Genomic DNA, 16,683 nt, shown 5'->3' with positions numbered 1-16,683 from the left:
GCTGCAAGCATCTTCGGAACAGCCAATCAATATCCGAAGCACTTTCGTTGCCATCCGCGATATACCGACGAACCGCCACATGGAGAGACGAATGCGCGCGATCGATTGGGACGCACTGGACGCCGACAAGTTCATCGACGAAAGCGTGCTCCTGCCGCAACTGCTGGCGCAGGTGCCGCTGACCCATTCCGATCGCACCGAGATCGTCGACAAGGCTGCCAAGCTCGTCGAGCGTACCCGCGCCGCCGCTGCCAAGCCCGGCGTGGTCGAGGGCTTTCTCCAACAATTCTCGTTGGGGACGCAGGAGGGGCTGGCGCTGATGTGCCTTGCCGAGGCATTGCTGCGCACGCCCGATGCCGCGACCCGCGACCGGCTGATCGCCGAAAAGGTCGGGACCGCCGACTGGGCGGCACATCTCGGCCAGTCGTCCAGCCTGTTCGTCAACGCCTCCACCATCGGTCTGACCCTGACCGGCAAGCTGGTCGGCGAGGAGGGGCCGGCGGGGATCGGCGAGACGATCCGGCGGCTGGCCGGGCGGCTGGGCGAACCGGTCATCCGTCGCGCGCTGGCCGCCGCCGTCGGCATCATGGGCGACCAGTTCGTGCTGGGATCGACCATCGACGCGGCGCTGAAGCGCGCCGCGAAGGAAGGCTATCTCTGCTCGTTCGACATGCTGGGCGAGGGCGCGCGCACGCCGGAGGATGCCGAACGCTACGAACGCATCTACGCCGCCGCGATCGAGGCGGTCGGTAACGCCCGCGCGCCCGGCAGCACGCCCGAACAGGGGCATGGCGTGTCGGTCAAACTGTCGGCGCTGTGCCCCCGCTACGAAGCGGTGCGCGAGGACGACGTCTTCGCCGATCTCTATCCGCGCATGAAGCGCCTTGCGCTGATCGGGGCGCGCCATAACCTGAACCTCGCCATCGATGCCGAGGAGGCGGATCGGCTTGCCCTCTCGCTGAAGCTGGTCGACCGGCTGGCGCGGGAGGGTGAACTGGGCGACTGGACCGGCCTTGGCGTCGTGGTGCAGGCTTATGGCAAGCGCGCGCGGGGGGTGATCGACGGGCTGGAGAGGTTGTCGCGCGACACCGGGCGGCGGATCATGGTCCGGCTGGTCAAGGGCGCCTATTGGGATAGCGAGGTGAAGCGCGCGCAGATCGCCGGCCATCCGGGCTATCCGGTGTTCACGTCGAAGGCGGCGACCGACCTTTCCTATCTCGTTTGCGCACACAAGCTGATCGCCGCCGCGCCCGCGCTCTATCCGCAGTTCGCTACCCACAACGCGCACAGCCTGATGGCGGTGCGGCACATGGCCGACCGCGCCGGGGTACGGATCGAGCATCAGCGCCTGCACGGGATGGGGGAGGGGCTGTACAAGCAAGCGGCGGCAACTATCGGCGGCAATGCACTGATATTGCGGGCGTATGCGCCGGTCGGCGGGCATGAGGAACTGCTGCCCTATCTGGTGCGCCGCCTGCTCGAAAACGGCGCGAACAGCAGCTTCGTCAACGCCCTGCTCGACGAGGAAGTACCGGCGGCGACTTTGGTCGCCGACCCCGTCGCGGCGGTGGCGGCGTCTCCGCGCCAACATCCGCACCTGCCGTCCCCGTCCGACATCTACCCCGGCCGCGCCAACCCGCCGGGCCGCGATTATTCGATCGCCTCGGTCCGCGCCACGGCGGCATCCGCCCGCGCCGATTTCACGACCGTCCATGCCGGCCCCATCGTCGGCGGCCAGACGCTGGCCGGTGCGGGCGCCGTGCCGATGGTCAGCCCCGTCGACCATGGCCGGGCCATCGGTTCGGTCACCCCTGCCACCCCCGCCGAGATCGACCGTGCCGCCGCGCTGGCCCGCGCTGCCCAGCCGCGCTGGAACGCCGCCGGCGGGGTTGCCCGGGGCAAGGTCCTGCGCGCCATGGCCGACGCGCTCGATGCGCAGATGGACCGCTTCATCGCGATCCTGTCGGCCGAGGCCGGCAAGACGCTGAACGACGCCGTGGCCGAGGTGCGCGAGGCGGTCGATTTCTGCCGCTATTATGCGCTTCTCGCCGAAACCCGGTTCGCCGGTCCGACCGTGCTGCCCGGCCCGGTCGGCGAGGTGAACCAGATCGAACTGCACGGACGCGGCGTCTTCGTCTGCATTTCCCCGTGGAATTTCCCGTTGGCGATCTTCACCGGACAGGTCGCCGCCGCGCTGGCCGCCGGCAATGCCGTCCTCGCCAAGCCTGCCGAGCAGACCCCGCTGGTCGCCGCCGAAGCGGTGCGCCTGTTCCATGCCGCCGGCCTCGACCCCGACCTGCTGGCGCTGCTGCCCGGCGACGGGGCGGAGGTCGGTGCGGCGCTGGTCGCGCATCCCGCCATCGCCGGCGTCGCCTTTACCGGCGGGACCGACACCGCCTGGGCGATCAATCGCAGCCTTGCCAGTCGCAACGGCCCGATCCTGCCGTTCATCGCCGAAACCGGCGGGCTGAACGGCCTGTTCGTCGACACCAGCGCGCTTCGTGAACAGGTGGTCGACGATGTGCTGCTCTCCGCCTTCGGATCGGCGGGGCAGCGTTGTTCGGCGCTGCGGCTGCTGTATCTGCCCAAGGATACGGCGGACGCGACGATCGAGACGCTGGTCGGTGCCGCCGGCTGTCTGGTGATCGGCGATCCGGCCGATCCGGCGACCGATGTCGGGCCGGTGATCGACCGCGACGCGCGCGACGCGCTGGACGCCCATGTCGAGCGGCTGGAGCGCGATGCGACGATCCTGTTCCGCGGCGATGCGCGCGGTCACGACGCGCGTGGCACCTATTTCGCGCCGGTCATCGCCGAAGTGCCGACCCCCGACTTCCTCGAACGCGAGGTGTTCGGGCCGGTGCTGCACATCTATCGCTACGACCCCGCCGACCTGGCCGGCGTGGCGGGCAGGCTGGCGGCGCGGGGCTATGGCCTGACGCTCGGCATCCACAGCCGCATCGACCGCTTTGCCGAGGAAGTCGCGGCGTTGGTCCCGGCGGGCAATGTCTACGTCAACCGTTCGATCATCGGCGCGGTCGTCGGCGTGCAGCCCTTCGGTGGCGAGGGGCTGTCGGGCACCGGTCCCAAGGCGGGCGGCCCCGACGCGCTGTTGCGCTATGCCGCCGAACGCTCGACCTCGATCAACATCATGGCGAAGGGGGGCGATCCCGCGCTGCTCAACCTGTAGCGCGGATCGTCACCCGGTCGCCGGCGAAGTCGAGCTGGAAGAACGGGGCGGCGGTCCCGCCGAACCGGGCGCGGCGCAGCGCCACGTCGACGGCGGCGTCCGCCCCGTTCAGGCCGGCATAGTCGACGAACGCGGCGACCTGCCCCTCGCCGGTGACCCACCAGCAATAGGCTTGCGTGGGTTCGGCCACCGGATTGCCGGCAACGAGGCCGGAGCCGTTCACCGGTCGCCATGGGCCGGCCATGCTGTCGGACACCATTGCGTACAGCCCGGTGGGGGCTGGCAGGCCGGGGGCGAAACGCTTCGCCTGGGTCGACCAGAACAGATAATATAGGCCGTCACGCAGGATGATATGCGGGCGCTCAAGCTCGCTGTTCACGCCGATCGCGTCGACCAGCGGCGTGCCGAGCTGCCATGGGGCATCGGCACTCGTCCGGCTGGCGATGCCGACCAGCCCGTCGATCGGCGCATCGGTCCATGCCGCCGACCCGACGAACAACAGGTGATCGTGGCCGGTGGCCGGGTCGTGAAAGAAGCCGGGGTCGCGGAAACCCTTGATGCCCGATGCCGAAGCCTCGACCTCATCCGCGATGCGATAGCAACGGCCGTCGGCCGCGACGCTTTCGACCGGCGTCGACCAGCCTTCGGTCCTTCCGCCTGCGCTGTCGACCACGAAGCGCCCGACCGTTTCGAACAGGCGTTGTTCGAAGCTGTGTTGCCCGCCCCGGCGACCGGCGGCGGTGAAATACATGGTCAGCGTTTCACCGTCTTCGGCCAGTACCGCCGACCCCGACCATTCGCGGCTGCCGGGAGTAAGGCCATCGGGGAACGTTGCGTCGTGCAGCCGCCAGCCGTCGCTGCCATGGCTGGTCAGGTAGATGCGCGCGGCGTCATGCCGGGACTCCGGATCGTCGAAGCGCGGCGTGCCGAGGAAGAACCAGTAGCTGCGGCCGTCGACGAACACCGTCGAACCGTCCGCACGGGCGATCTGCCACATGTCCCAGAAGTCGTGGGCAGGATCGATCGGCACGACGTCAGCTGGCGTCAGGACCGGCAGACGGTCGGGGCCATCGGTTGCAATGGTGGCGACCTGCTCGATCGACCAATGCGTCAGGGCGTGGGGCAGGGGCGACATGCTCAACGCACCGCTCCGACCGGGGCGCCATCGGCGTTGCGTTCGCGCACGCTCCATACCGCCGCTGCCGCGCAGAACATCAGCACACCGCACAGGGTCAGCACGTTGCGCGGATCGCCGCCCAGCAATGGTTGGTAGAACAGCCACATCGTTGCCGAGAAGATCAGCATCGGGATGACGATCATCATGTTGAAAATGCCCATATAGACGCCGGTCCGCTCCGGCGGGATCGATCCGGCGAGGATGATGTACGGATTGCCCATCATGCTGGCCCAGCCCAGGCCGATGCCGATCGCGGGCAGGAACAACAGCGCCTTCGACGTGACATGCGGCAGGCAGACCATGCCGATTCCCGCCGCGATCAGGCTGAGCGCATGGAGCGGTGCCGCGCCGATCCGGCGGGCGATGGGAACCATGGCGAAGGCGGCGATGAACGCGACACCGTTGTAGAAGGCTGCCACCTCGCCATTGGTCAGCACCGCCGAATGGAAACCGGACGAGGTCGGGTCGGCGGTGCCATAGACCGTGCGCCCGATCGTGTAGATGACGTAGTTCCAATAGGCCATCATCGCATACCATTGGAACAGGCTCATCAGCGCGAGCTTGCGCATCGCCGGCGGCATGTCGCGGATCGCGCTGCCGATTTCGGCCAGCGTCGCGCCGAACGATGTGGGCTTGGCGGCGATCGCGGTCTTCTGCACCGGCGTCAGCGGCAGTTCGGGCACGCGCAGGATCGACCAGAGGATCGTCGAGATCGACAGCACCGCCCCGACCATGAACGCGACCCGCGCGGTGTAGGGGATGTTGTGGGTGTCGACCCAGTCCTGGTTCATCCCCGCCCACACCAGCAGCGAGGGGGTGAGGAACGCCAGCATCTGCGCCAAGCCGGTGAACGCGCTCTGCGTCAGGAAGCCGATCTGGTGCTGATCCTCGTTCAGCCGGTCGCTAACATAGGCGCGATACGGCTCCATCGTGATGTTGTTGCCGGCATCGAGAATCCACAGCAGCGACACCGCCATCAGGAGCGAACTGGACAACGGCATGAAGAACAGGCCGAGGCAGCACAGCACCGCGCCCATCACGAAATAAGGCGTCCGCCGGCCCCAGCGGCTGTCGGTCCGGTCGCTGAGCGCGCCGATCAACGGCTGGACCAGCAGCCCGGTCAGCGGACCGGCGAGTTGCAGCAACGGGATTTGCGCCTCGTTCGCGCCCAGATAGCTGTAGATCGGCGCCATGTTGCCCTGTTGCAGCCCGAAGCTGAACTGCAGCCCGAGGAACCCCAGGTTCATTTCCAGGATGCAGGGCAACGACAGGTGCGGTTTCATCGGGGGCGCCATGGTCGATCCTGCTCCTTGCACGCCGGTCTACCGCCGACCGGACACTTGTCGCGCCTCCCGCCTCAAATTGCAACAATCGATTGCATAGACTGCATACGAATGTTGCTCATCGATAATGGACCATCTGGACGTCAACTAAGCGGCGCGCACTTCGCGGCGAGCCACGCTCCGGTGTCCCGGTCGAGCAGCGGCATCAGCAACGCCTCTACCCGCGCATGATAGGCATCGACCCATGCCCGTTCCGCCCCGGTCAACAGCGCCGGCACGATCAGCGAGCGTTCGATCGGTACGAAGGTCAGCGTCTCGAACCCCAGCATCGGCAGTTCGCCGCCTTCCATGTCGCGTGCGACGACCAGCAGCAGGTTCTCGATGCGGATGCCGTATTGGCCCGCCTTGTAATAGCCTGGTTCGTTGGACAGCATCATCCCCGCGCGCAGCGGCTCCAGCGGCCCGCCGCCGGGATAGTTGGGCGCGCCGATCCGCTGTGGCCCCTCATGCACCGACAGGAAGGCACCGATGCCGTGGCCGGTGCCGTGCGCATAATCGAGCCCGGCCTCCCACAGCGGACGCCGCGCAAAGCCGTCGATATGGCCGCCGAGCGTCCCATCGGGAAACACGGCGGTGTCGATGGCGATATGCCCCTTCAGGACGCGGGTGAAGCGGTCGCGCATCTCGTCCGACACGCTGCCAACCGGCATGACGCGAGTAATATCGGTGGTGCCATCGGGATATTGGCCGCCCGAATCGATCAGGTAGAGCTGGCCGGGCAGGATGGCTGCGTTGCTCTCCACGGTCGCCTTGTAATGCGGGCTGGCGGCATGTGCGCCGGTCGCGCTGATCGTATCGAACGACAGGTCGCGCAGGCAACCGGTTTCGGCGCGGATCGCCTCCAGCCGGTCGGACGCCGAGAGTTCGGTCAGTGTGCCCGATGGGGCCATTTCCTCGAACCATTTCAGGAACCGCACCATCGCCGCGCCGTCGCGGGCCTGTGCGCTGCGGTGGCCGGCAATCTCGACCGGATTCTTGATCGCCTTCGCCAGTACGGTCGGATCGCGTTCGGCGACGACCGTTGCGCCGCTCCTACGGAGCGCTTCGTGGATCGCGGCGACGGCGCGGTCGGGATCGGCGGCGACGCGCTTGCCGCCGAACGTGCTGAGGGTGGCGGCAAAGTCGGTCATCGGGCGCACGGTGACGGCGTTGCCCAGATGGCGGGCAACATCCTCACCGACCTTGCCCGGCGCGGCGAAGAGGTCGGCGGTTCCATCGGCATGGACGATCGCGTAGCTCAGCGCGACCGGCGTATGCGCCACGTCGCTGCCGCGGATGTTGAAGGTCCAGGCGATCGAATCGAGCGCGGTCAGCACGACCGCATCGGCGCGGCGCTCGCCCAGCCAGTCGCCGATCGCGGCGCGCTTGTCGGCGGAGGTGCGACCGGTGAGCATATCGTCCTGCACCGCCATCGGCGCGGGCGAGGGGGCGGGACGGTCGGTCCACAGCGCGTCGATCGGGTTGGCGTCGACCGGGACCAGCGCCGCCCCGACATCGGCCAGTGCGCGTTCGGTGGCAGCAACCCAGTCAACCGTCGCCAGCCACGGATCGAAGCCGATCCGGTCGCCTTCGCCGGCGTTGGTCCGAAGCCAGTCGGCCATCGAAGTCGCCGGCACCTGCACATATTGCCAGTCGGCGGCGTCGACCTGCTCGCGCACCTGCAACGTATAGCGCCCATCGGTGAACATCGCAGCGGTGTCGCGCAACACGACCGCGCTGCCCGCCGACCCCTTGAACCCGGTCAGCCAGGCGAGGCGCTGCGCATAGTCGCCGACATATTCGTTCATATATTCATCGGTCAGCGGCACGACGAAGCCGGTGAGATCGAGCGTGGCGAGATGGGCGCGCAGGGCGGACAGGCGATCGGAAGTGCTGGTCATGGCATCGCTCGTATCAGCCGGAACGATCGGGCAAAAGCCACAAGCTCGCTCGACTTCCGCAGGCGTTCGTCCCACATGGGCGGCTATGACGAAGCCCATCCCGCCGATCGCCGAGCAGCGCGCCCACAGCTACGACCGTCACGGGATCACCGTGTCCGATCCCTGGGCGTGGCTGCGCGACCCGAACTATCCAAAGGTCGAGGACGCGGATGTCCTCGATTACCTGAAGGCCGAGAACGCCTATTTCGACGCGGTGATGGCGCCGCACCAGCCGCTGACCGACACGCTGTTCACCGAGATGCGCGCCCGGATCAAGGAAGACGACGCCACCGTGCCGCAGCGCGACGGTGACTGGTGGTACTGGTCCGATTTCGAAACCGGTGGGGAGTATCGCCGCTGGTGGCGCAGGCCCGTCGCGGGGGGCGAGGACGAACTGATCCTCGACGAACCGGCACTGGCCGTGGGCAAGGAATATTTCCGGCTCGGCGCGCTGTCGATCAGCCCCGACGGGCGGCTGCTGGCCTATGCGATCGATGACGATGGCGGCGAGCGGTTCGAGGCGCGGGTGAAGGACCTCATCACCGGCGAACTGCTGGACGACGTGATCCCGGGCACCTTGTCGGAGCTGGTGTGGACCGCCGATTCGAGCGGTTTCCTCTATGGCCTCGCCAACGAGCAATGGCGGACGGACAATGCCCGGCTGCACCGCATCGGCACGCCCGTGGAGCAGGATATCGAGCTGTATCACGAGGCCGATGAAGGCTGGCGCGTGTCGGTCGGCGAAACCCAGTCGCGGCGCTTCCTCGTCATCTCGGCGGGCGATCATGTCACCAGCGAGATCCGGCTGGTGCCGGCCGACGACCCCACCGCCGAACCGCTGCTGGTGAAGGCGCGCGAGGAAGGCGTCGAATATGATGTCGAGGAGCATGACGGCACGCTGTACCTCCACACCAACGACACTCATCCGAACTTCCGGCTGGCGACGGCGTCGCTCGATGCTCCGGGCGATTGGCATGAACTGATCGCGGCCGATCCGCATTTCTACATGACGGGCGTCACGACCTTCGCGAAGCTGTTCGTGGTCGAGGGGCGGCTGGACGGCCTCGATCAGATCCGGCTCCACGATTACGCGGGCGGGCCGGCGCGGCCGATCGACTTTCCCGAGGCGAGCTTCGTCGTCGGGCTGGGCGACAATCCCGAATATGACGTCGACACGCTGCGGCTCGGCTATGAATCGATGGTCACGCCGGGGACGGTCTATGACTATGACGTCGCCAGCGGCGGACTGACCGTCCGCAAGGTGCAGACGATCCCGTCGGGCTACGACCCGGCGAAATACGCGACCGAGCGGCTGCACATCACTGCACGCGACGGGACGGCGATCCCCTGTTCGGTGGTTTACCCGAAGGACTTTCCGCGCGACGGGACCGGCAAGCTCTATCTCTATAGCTATGGCGCCTATGGCTATGCGATCCCGCCGGGTTTCTCGACCAGCCGCATGTCGTTCCTCGACCGGGGCATGGCGTTCGCCATCGCCCATATCCGGGGCGGCGACGATCTGGGCCAGCAATGGTATCTGGACGGCAAGCTCGACAAGCGGACCAACACCTTCAACGACTTCGTCGACGTGGCGAAGGGGCTGATCGAGCTGGGTTTCACTGCCGAGGGCAAGATCGCCATCGCCGGCGGGTCGGCGGGCGGCGAGCTGATGGGGGCGGTGATGAATTCCGACCCCGAACTGTGGGGCGCGGTCGTCGCCAGCGTGCCGTTCGTCGACGTGCTGAACACGATGCTCGACGACAGCCTGCCGCTGACGCCGGGCGAGTGGCCCGAATGGGGTAACCCGATCGAGGACAAGGCGGCGTTCGAGCTGATCGCGTCCTACTCGCCCTATGATAATGTGACCGCGCAGGCCTATCCGCCGGTGTTCATCTCGGGCGGGCTGAACGATCCGCGCGTGACCTATTGGGAGCCGGCCAAATGGGCGGCCCGGCTGCGGGCGACCAAGACCGACGACAATGTGCTGCTGCTCAAGACCAATATGGGCGCGGGGCATGGCGGCAAGTCGGGCCGGTGGGAGAGCCTGAAGGAAGCCGCCGAGGAGATGGCGTTCGTGCTGTGGCAGCTGGGGGTGGAGGGGTAATACCCCTCCCCGTACCAGGGAGGATCTTTAGCGTTCCACCCGGGTCACGTGGCCCATCTTACGGCCGGGGCGGGCTTCGTGCTTGCCGTAGAGGTGGAGATGGGCACCGGTCTCCGCGAGCAGCGCCGGCCACTGGTCGACATCGTCGCCGATCAGGTTGGTCATTTCGACCCGCGCCGCCGTCATCCCGACGCCGCCGAGTGGCAGGCCGAGCACCGCGCGGACATGGTTTTCGAACTGCGAGGTTTCGCTGCCCTCGATCGTCCAATGGCCCGAATTATGGACGCGCGGGGCCATTTCGTTGAACACCGCGCCGTCCCGCCCACAGAAGAATTCGAGCGTCAGGACGCCGACATGGTCGAGCGCCTCGGCGACCTTGGCCGCCAGTGCCTCGGCCTCCGCCCGCCATGGTTCGATCGCGGGGGCGGGGACGGTGGAAGTGTCGAGGATGCCGGCCTTGTGGACGTTCTTCGGCGTCGGATAGGTCACGACCGCGCCGTCAATGCCGCGCGCCAGGACGACCGAGAATTCGTCCTCGAAGTCGACAAACGCCTCGAGGATCGCCGGGCCGCCGCCGATCGTTGCCCATGCGACGTCGGCATCGGCTGCTGACATCAGGCGCGCCTGGCCCTTGCCGTCATAGCCGAAGCGGGTGGTCTTGAGCACCGCCGGGCAGCCGACCGTCGCGATCGCTTCGTCCAACGCGGCGCGGTCGGTGACCTCCGCCCAGCGCGCCGGGCGGCCGCCCAGTCCCTCGACGAAGCGTTTCTCGCGGACCCGGTCCTGCGCGATGCCGAGCGAGCGGGCGGAGGGGCGGACCTTGTCGCCCAGCGCCTCGATCGGGGCGGCGGCGATATTTTCGAATTCGTAGGTCACCACGTCGACCTGCGCGGCGAATGCCTTCAGCGCCGCCACATCGTCGTACGCGCCACGGCTGTGGGCGAAGGCGATGTCGTTGGCCGGGCCGCTGTCGGGGGCATAGACATGGATGCGATAGCCGAGCTGCGCGGCGGCGACGCCGATCATCCGGCCGAGCTGGCCCGACCCGATGATGCCGATGGTGGAACCGGGGGGCAGTGCGGTCATTGCGGGTCGATCGCCACGCCATCGGTCTGCGCCGCGCGCCATGCGTCAAGCCGCTCGGCCAGCGCTTCGTCGTGCGTCGCGAGGATCGACGCGGCGAGCAAGCCGGCGTTGATCGCCCCCGCCTTGCCGATCGCCAGCGTGCCGACCGGCACGCCGCCGGGCATCTGCACGATCGAGAGCAGGCTATCCATGCCCTTCAGCGCCTTCGATTCGACGGGAACGCCCAGCACGGGCAGGCGGGTCATCGACGCGACCATGCCGGGGAGGTGGGCGGCACCGCCCGCGCCGGCGATCACGACCTTCAGCCCGCGTGCCACCGCGCCGGTCGCGTATTCGACCAGACGGGCGGGCGTGCGGTGGGCCGATACTACCTTGGTTTCATGGGGAACGCCGAGTTTGGTCAGCACGTCGGCGGCGTGCGCCATCGTGTCCCAGTCGGAGGTGCTGCCCATGATGATGCCGACCAGGGTCACGTCGTTCATGCTATGCCCGTAACGCTTTTGGGGAAGCGCGCTGCTTAGGGAAGGGGTGGGAACAGGGCAAGCGGAAGGATGCCGTACGGGCATATTCAGACGCCAAAGTTCACGAAGTTCACACTTGCGCGTTGTTTGCGCGGTGGGTGTGGCGGTGGTGTCAAAGAGCGCTGGCCGGGGGTGGGGCCGGCGGGGAGTTTGCCGAGGGTGGGGCGTGTAGGAAAGGGGTTTGTTTCCTTATCCCCCTTCGCTCGAAGCAAACGGGTGGGGTCAGAAGGTAGGATGGAGCTTTCTTAAACCCGTTCGTCCTGAGGTGCCGCTGAGCTTGTCGAAAGCCCGTATCGAAGGAACGCCAAGGGTGCTTCGATACGGGCTTTCGACAAGCTCAATCCCTACTCAGCACGAACGGATGGGGGGCGTTTGTGCAGGGATACGCGGTGCTGCATCCCTCCCGGCCACGACGGGGGGCGGGGGGCGCCTGCTTACCGCTCGTTCAGATAGTATCGATCGGTCGGCGTCAGGTCGTCGGCCAGTTCATAGACGATCGGCTGGCCGGTCGGGATTTCGAGGCCAGTAATCTCGTCATCCGGAATGCCCGACAGATGCTTCACCAGCGCGCGCAGCGAGTTGCCGTGGGCGGAGATCAGCACGCGCTTGCCCGCCTTCAGTTCGGGCGCGATGCGGCTTTCCCAATAAGGGAGGACGCGATCGATCGTGTCCTTCAGGCTTTCGGTCTGCGGGATGTCGATGCCCGCATAGCGGCGGTCGGCCGACAGGTCCCACGGGCTGTCCGCTTCGGGCAGCGGCGGCGGCACGTCGAAGCTGCGGCGCCAGATCTTGACCTGCTCGTCGCCATGCTTCGCCGCCGTCTCCGCCTTGTCGAGGCCGGTCAGCCCGCCATAATGGCGTTCGTTCAGGCGCCAGTCCTTTTCGACCGGCAGCCACAGGCGGCCCATCGATTCCAGTGCGATGTTGAGCGTCTTGATCGCGCGGGTCTGGAAACTGGTGAAGCACTGGTCGAAGTCGTGACCCTTGGCGGCCAGCAGCTCGCCCGCCGCCTTCGCCTCTGCCTCGCCCTGCCCGGTCAGGTTCACGTCCCACCAGCCGGTGAAGCGGTTTTCGAGGTTCCAGGCCGATTGGCCGTGGCGGATCAGGACGAGCGTGGGCATGATGTCTCCTCGAGCGATAGGGTCATGAACTGGTTGTACGGGCTGGGGCGATACGTGCCGAACGGTCCGCAATCAACGAAGCCGGCGCTGCGATAGAGCGATACGGCGGGGTGGTGCAACGCCGCCGTACCGGTTTCGAGGTTGATCCGGGACAGGCCACGCTGCCTCGCTTCGGCGATCACATGGTCGAGCAAGGCGCGGCCAATGCCCTTGCCGCGCATCTCCGGGGCGGCGCGCATCGATTTGAGTTCGCCGCTGCCGTTCCCAATCTCCTTCAACGCGACGAAGCCGGCCAGCGCGCCACCGACCCATGCCGTCCAGAAAGTGACGCCGGGTTGCGACAGGCCGGTGGCGTCGAGCGCGAAGGCGAACTCCGCCATTTCGCCGCGCAACTCCTTCAGATGAAAGGCGAGCAGGTCGGCGACATGCGGCGCGGCCGGATCGTCGACGCGCAGGACCGGAAGGGTCAACGCGTGAAGTCCGCCAATACCTCCAGCCAGCTATGCGCCAGCGTCTTCGAGCGTTCGGGCGACCAGCCATATTCCGGGTCGGGGTTGGCGTCGTGATCCTTGAACGGCATTTCCAGCGTCATGCCGAGCGCGCCGAAGCGGTTGGCGAGCTGGTTGGTCGACATCGACAGGTTCGCCTGACCGGGGGCCGATACCGGATAGCCGAGCTTCGTCTGGAAATCCGGCGTGGCTGCCGCCCATGCCGCGCCGAACGCGGTGAAGCGCGCGCCGTGCTCGTCGGTCCAGTTGGGAATGCCTTCGTAACCGGCGATGAAGTTGGCGGGGATGGCTTCGTCGCCATGGACGTCGATGGCGATGTCGACGCCGGTTTCGTCCATGCGGTTTCGCACGCACAACACTTCGGGGCTGCGCTCCGCCGTCGGTGCGTGCCATTCGCGGTTGAGGTTCACCCCGGCGGCATTCGTGCGCAGATGGCCGCGATACGAGCCGTCCGGGTTCATATTGGGCACGCAGTGGAAGGTCATGCGGTCGCGCAGATCGGCGGCGAGCGCGTCGTTCGGATCGGTCAGCTTTTCGAGCAGCCCCTCCATGAACCATTCGCACATCGATTCGCCGGGATGCTGGCGGGCATAGGCCCAGACCTGCAACGGGCCATTGCCGAGCGTCAGATAGTCGATCGCGCGGCCATCCAGCGTCTGGCCCAGTTCGCGATGGGCGACGCCCGGCCGCGCGGCGATGCGCGCGATCAGGTCGTCGTGGCGCTCCAGCGTATAGGGTGCGAAATAGGCGAACCAGGCGAGTTCGGTGTCGATCGTCGCGGTGAAGGTCAGCACGCCATCGCCATAGTCGGTATCGACCTGCCGCCATGCGTTCCGATCGATACTCATGCGGGTGCGATAGCCCGGCCAGCCAAAGGCATAGGCCGAGCCGCCGGCATTGACGATGCGGAACGTCAGCGTCCGCCCCCGCGCCCCGGCGACGCGGAAGTGGAACCACTGATAGAAGTCGGACTGGTGATCGGCCACGATCTCGAGGTAGATCACATCGCCTTGTATGGCGACGACGCGGATGTTGCCGCTGTCGAACGCGGCGTTGATGGTGATGCTCATTTCACCGTCGTAGTGATTCCCGACTCGCCTGGGAAGTTCCGGAACAGCGCGTTCGCCAGTCGATCTGCCTGGAACACCGGCTGCGCGCCCGGCGTATTTTCCAGCGAATCGGTGACGGCGCGGCCTTCCCAGATAGTCGTGGCGTCGGCGCGACGGCGAATCTGGACCGCCAGTTCGGTGCCGATCACCTCCCGCTGTCCGCCGCCCAGGCCGAAGCCCACGCCGCCGCCCAGCCCGATGCCGCCCCCGCGCCAGCCGCCGCCACCGCCGCCCGCGCCGATGCCGATCGATACCGGCGGGCGCTTTTCGACGAAGCCCTTGGTCCCGCGCGTAAAGGCGACGCCGACGATCAGGTCGGACGGCTGGGTGCCCGCGCGGGTGAAGCCGATCTTTTCCAGTTCACGCGCGACGGCATTGCCGTAGGTCTGGAATTCCGGGGTGGCCGACATGTTGGTCTGCACCGGCTCGATCGAGAAGCTGCCCTTGGCGATCGGCTGGTTCAGGTGGAAGCGGGTGACGTCGACCGGCGCGATGCGCGATCCGGCGGTGGTGCACCCGCTCGCCAGCAATGCGGCTGTCGCCGCCAGTCCGATACCCCAGATCTTGTTCATGCCATCCATCCCGAAACTGCCACGGTTCATCAATCCGCCCAACGCGCGATAGCAGGAGTTGGGTTCATTGCGCTGGTGTTTCGAACGGAGCGGGCGGTTGTATCTTGACGAAGCGGGCGCGCGGCGATAGCTGGACGCCTCTTTTCCGGCCGTGCGAGCGGCCTCTTTGCCGTTTGAGAGCCGTTCCCATGAAGATCGTCAATTCGCTGAAGTCGCTCAAGGATCGTCACCGGGACAACCGCGTGATCCGTCGTCGTGGGCGCATCTATGTCATCAACAAGACCAACCGCCGCTTCAAGGCCCGCCAGGGCTGATTCGGCGTCGGGCGGGGCCATGCGGTCCGCCCGGTGACTGGTTTCGAACAGGCATCCGGCCCCATGGGTCGGGTGCCTGTTCGTGTTGGTGGTTGCTGGGGGCATCACTCGCCGGAATCGTCACTCCCGCGAAGGCGGGAGGCCATATGCTCTGCCGGTTCGATTCTAGCCGCGACGTCGGCGGGAATGGATTCCCGCCTTCGCGGGAATGACGGAGGGGGGCTGGGGATAGCTCCTCTGCGTTCGACACATACGTCATCCCGGCGCAGGCTGGAATTTCTCGGGCCGATCGACATTCTGCCAATTCGAGGGCGATCGCCGAGCGACGTACAATTCCTTCGTCACCCCCGGACCTGTGCCGAGGTTCACTTCGCCCCTCGCGCTGTCTTGAGAAGCGTTGCCTGCACCGATCGCCGCGCCGTGGACCCCGGAACAAGTCCGGGGTGACGATAGACCGGTGAATGTCGATACGGCCTGGTTACAATGCGGGACAGGAACTGCCGGATGCCCCAGCCTTTGCTGGGCGACGTTACGGGGTGCGTTTTCAGACCATACCCGGCCGGGCCGCTGGAACCTGCGGCACGGAGCACGCGATCAGCACGCGGCGGACGTCGGCCGATCCGAAGACCCGCGTGGCGTGGCCGGTCGGCACCTTATCCAGTTCGCGACGCAGTTCGATCGGGATCGCGGCGAAGGCGGCGTTGCGGCGCTGCGTGATCGATCCGGAGAATCGCCGCTGTTCCTTGTACCGCGCGGCGATCGCCACCGCATCGGCACAGCGGCGGATGGTGCGGGTGTCGGCGGCGAAGACTTCGGTCGCGGCGGCCTGTTCGGCGGGCGACAGGCCGGCGGCGAGGCGGATTTCGAACTGAAGGATGGTCGCGCGGCGCTGTTCCAGTCCGGCCGACGGCTGAACCGCGAGCAGGAGGGCGAGCAGCGCGGCCGTCACGCCGGGACGGTTGCGCGGGAGGCGGTGTCGTCGAGCAGTGTCCAGCCGGCCGGCCCCAGCACTTCCAGCGGACGATAGCGGGTCTTGTACGCCATGCGCGGCGACCCCTGTACCCAATAGCCGAGATAGACGTGCGGCAGGCCGCCGGCGCGGGCGCGGCGGATATGGTCGAGGATGATGAAGTTGCCCAGGCCCGGGCGGCTGTCGTCGTCGGTTTCGAAGAAGCTGTACACCATCGACAGCCCATCGGCCTGTTCGTCGGTGATGCACGCGCCGACCAGCCGGCCGGGTACGCCATCGACGGCGGGCAGGCGATATTCGATGACCCAAGACGTGACCGGCGAATGCTCCACCATGTCGGCGAAGTCCGATTCGTCCATCGCGGTCATGCCGCCGCCGGGGTGGCGCGCGGTCAGGTAGCGACGCAGCAGGCGGAATTGTTCGTCGGTCGCCCAGGGCTTGCACGCGCGAATGTCGAGGTCGGCATGACGGCGCATCAGCTTGCGCTGCGTCGCGTTCATCGAAAAGTCGCTGGCGACGACGCGGACCGACACGCAGGCGCTGCACCCGACGCAGCTGGGGCGATAGGCGACCGACTGGCTGCGGCGGAAACCGATCCGGCCGAGCGCCTCGTTCAGCTCGTCGGCATTGTCACCGCTCAGTTCGGTGAACACCTTCCGCTCCTGCCGCCCCGGCAGATAGGGGCAGGGCGCGGGCGAGGTGACGAAGAAGCGGGGAAATCGAAACGGCGCGGTCACCCATTGCTCCT

The 16,683-nt window shown here is 67.1% G+C and carries 14 protein-coding genes; 3 read left to right on the top strand and 11 right to left on the bottom strand.

From position 1 onward, the window contains the following. Positions 1–91: 91 nt before the first annotated feature. Positions 92–3,190: a bifunctional proline dehydrogenase/L-glutamate gamma-semialdehyde dehydrogenase PutA gene (putA, locus tag ASE83_RS15615; RefSeq protein ID WP_055792312.1), complete on the top strand. Its 3,099-nt coding sequence runs from the start codon at positions 92–94 to the stop codon at positions 3,188–3,190. Here putA and ASE83_RS15610 read toward each other — a convergent pair. From ASE83_RS15610 to ASE83_RS15600, 3 genes are all read right to left on the bottom strand, one after another. Beyond that, entirely contained in the window at positions 3,180–4,325 is a 1,146-nt protein-coding gene (locus ASE83_RS15610) for a glycoside hydrolase family 68 protein (protein ID WP_055792310.1), read from the bottom strand. The two genes, putA and ASE83_RS15610, sit on opposite strands and share 11 nt — an antisense overlap. Before the next feature lie 2 nt (positions 4,326–4,327). Beyond that, a complete protein-coding gene (locus ASE83_RS15605; protein WP_055792307.1) occupies positions 4,328–5,662 on the bottom strand; it encodes an MFS transporter in 1,335 nt (444 codons plus the stop codon). A gap of 131 nt (positions 5,663–5,793) precedes the next feature. Further along, positions 5,794–7,590 carry an aminopeptidase P family protein gene (locus ASE83_RS15600; protein WP_055792303.1) on the bottom strand — a complete coding sequence of 599 codons (1,797 nt, stop codon included), beginning with the start codon at positions 7,588–7,590 and terminating at the stop codon, positions 5,794–5,796. 85 nt (positions 7,591–7,675) lie between these two features. On the opposite strand from ASE83_RS15600, the gene ASE83_RS15595 reads away from it, so the two are divergent. Further along, the gene (locus tag ASE83_RS15595; protein ID WP_055792299.1) at positions 7,676–9,733 is read left to right on the top strand and encodes a S9 family peptidase; all 2,058 of its coding nucleotides are present in this window, start codon (positions 7,676–7,678) and stop codon (positions 9,731–9,733) included. Positions 9,734–9,760: 27 nt separating this feature from the next. On the opposite strand, the gene ASE83_RS15590 is transcribed toward ASE83_RS15595, so the two are convergent. The 6 genes from ASE83_RS15590 to ASE83_RS15565 all read right to left on the bottom strand — a co-directional run bounded on the left by ASE83_RS15590 (position 9,761) and on the right by ASE83_RS15565 (position 14,651). After that, positions 9,761–10,819 carry a 5-(carboxyamino)imidazole ribonucleotide synthase gene (locus ASE83_RS15590; RefSeq protein WP_055792296.1) on the bottom strand — a complete coding sequence of 353 codons (1,059 nt, stop codon included), beginning with the start codon at positions 10,817–10,819 and terminating at the stop codon, positions 9,761–9,763. Then, positions 10,816–11,301: a 5-(carboxyamino)imidazole ribonucleotide mutase gene (purE, locus tag ASE83_RS15585; RefSeq protein WP_055792293.1), complete on the bottom strand. Its 486-nt coding sequence runs from the start codon at positions 11,299–11,301 to the stop codon at positions 10,816–10,818. Before purE ends, ASE83_RS15590 begins: the two co-directional genes overlap by 4 nt. A 473-nt stretch (positions 11,302–11,774) precedes the next feature. Beyond that, positions 11,775–12,461, bottom strand: a complete 687-nt coding sequence (gene gpmA / locus ASE83_RS15580) for a 2,3-diphosphoglycerate-dependent phosphoglycerate mutase (protein ID WP_055792289.1) — start codon at positions 12,459–12,461, stop codon at positions 11,775–11,777. Further along, a complete protein-coding gene (locus ASE83_RS15575; protein WP_235513289.1) occupies positions 12,443–12,931 on the bottom strand; it encodes a GNAT family N-acetyltransferase in 489 nt (162 codons plus the stop codon). The genes gpmA and ASE83_RS15575 overlap by 19 nt, the downstream gene beginning before the upstream one ends. Next, positions 12,928–14,040 carry a M14 family metallopeptidase gene (locus ASE83_RS15570; RefSeq protein ID WP_055792286.1) on the bottom strand — a complete coding sequence of 371 codons (1,113 nt, stop codon included), beginning with the start codon at positions 14,038–14,040 and terminating at the stop codon, positions 12,928–12,930. Before ASE83_RS15570 ends, ASE83_RS15575 begins: the two co-directional genes overlap by 4 nt. Then, complete coding sequence (locus tag ASE83_RS15565) at positions 14,037–14,651, bottom strand: DUF4136 domain-containing protein (protein ID WP_055792489.1); 615 nt, start codon at positions 14,649–14,651, stop codon at positions 14,037–14,039. The genes ASE83_RS15570 and ASE83_RS15565 overlap by 4 nt, the downstream gene beginning before the upstream one ends. A gap of 188 nt (positions 14,652–14,839) precedes the next feature. Here ASE83_RS15565 and ykgO point away from each other — a divergent pair, with 188 nt between their 5' ends. Then, entirely contained in the window at positions 14,840–14,965 is a 126-nt protein-coding gene (ykgO, locus tag ASE83_RS15560) for a type B 50S ribosomal protein L36 (protein ID WP_055755695.1), read from the top strand. A gap of 544 nt (positions 14,966–15,509) precedes the next feature. Here the strand turns inward: ykgO and ASE83_RS15555 are convergent. Together ASE83_RS15555 and ASE83_RS15550 are read right to left on the bottom strand one after the other, a co-directional pair. Next, the gene (locus ASE83_RS15555; RefSeq protein ID WP_055792283.1) at positions 15,510–15,914 is read right to left on the bottom strand and encodes a hypothetical protein; all 405 of its coding nucleotides are present in this window, start codon (positions 15,912–15,914) and stop codon (positions 15,510–15,512) included. Further along, entirely contained in the window at positions 15,911–16,672 is a 762-nt protein-coding gene (locus tag ASE83_RS15550; protein WP_055792280.1) for an arginyltransferase, read from the bottom strand. Before ASE83_RS15550 ends, ASE83_RS15555 begins: the two co-directional genes overlap by 4 nt. Positions 16,673–16,683 lie beyond the last annotated feature (11 nt).

Source organism: Sphingomonas sp. Leaf32 (assembly GCF_001421765.1).
Taxonomy (GTDB): Bacteria; Pseudomonadota; Alphaproteobacteria; order Sphingomonadales; family Sphingomonadaceae; genus Sphingomonas.
The sequence above is the reverse complement of the archived record's forward strand: the minus strand, read 5'-3'. Positions and strand labels throughout refer to the sequence as shown.

Bases quoted from the DNA above. Each gene is read 5' to 3' on its own strand.
- putA (WP_055792312.1), top strand. From the start codon at position 92: ATGCGCGCGATCGATTGGGACGCACTGGACGCCGACAAGTTCATCGAC.
- ASE83_RS15610 (WP_055792310.1), bottom strand. From the start codon at position 4,325: ATGTCGCCCCTGCCCCACGCCCTGACGCATTGGTCGATCGAGCAGGTC.
- ASE83_RS15605 (WP_055792307.1), bottom strand. From the start codon at position 5,662: ATGGCGCCCCCGATGAAACCGCACCTGTCGTTGCCCTGCATCCTGGAA.
- ASE83_RS15600 (WP_055792303.1), bottom strand. From the start codon at position 7,590: ATGACCAGCACTTCCGATCGCCTGTCCGCCCTGCGCGCCCATCTCGCC.
- ASE83_RS15595 (WP_055792299.1), top strand. From the start codon at position 7,676: ATGACGAAGCCCATCCCGCCGATCGCCGAGCAGCGCGCCCACAGCTAC.
- ASE83_RS15590 (WP_055792296.1), bottom strand. From the start codon at position 10,819: ATGACCGCACTGCCCCCCGGTTCCACCATCGGCATCATCGGGTCGGGC.
- purE (WP_055792293.1), bottom strand. From the start codon at position 11,301: ATGAACGACGTGACCCTGGTCGGCATCATCATGGGCAGCACCTCCGAC.
- gpmA (WP_055792289.1), bottom strand. From the start codon at position 12,461: ATGCCCACGCTCGTCCTGATCCGCCACGGCCAATCGGCCTGGAACCTC.
- ASE83_RS15570 (WP_055792286.1), bottom strand. From the start codon at position 14,040: ATGAGCATCACCATCAACGCCGCGTTCGACAGCGGCAACATCCGCGTC.
- ASE83_RS15565 (WP_055792489.1), bottom strand. From the start codon at position 14,651: ATGAACAAGATCTGGGGTATCGGACTGGCGGCGACAGCCGCATTGCTG.
- ykgO (WP_055755695.1), top strand. From the start codon at position 14,840: ATGAAGATCGTCAATTCGCTGAAGTCGCTCAAGGATCGTCACCGGGAC.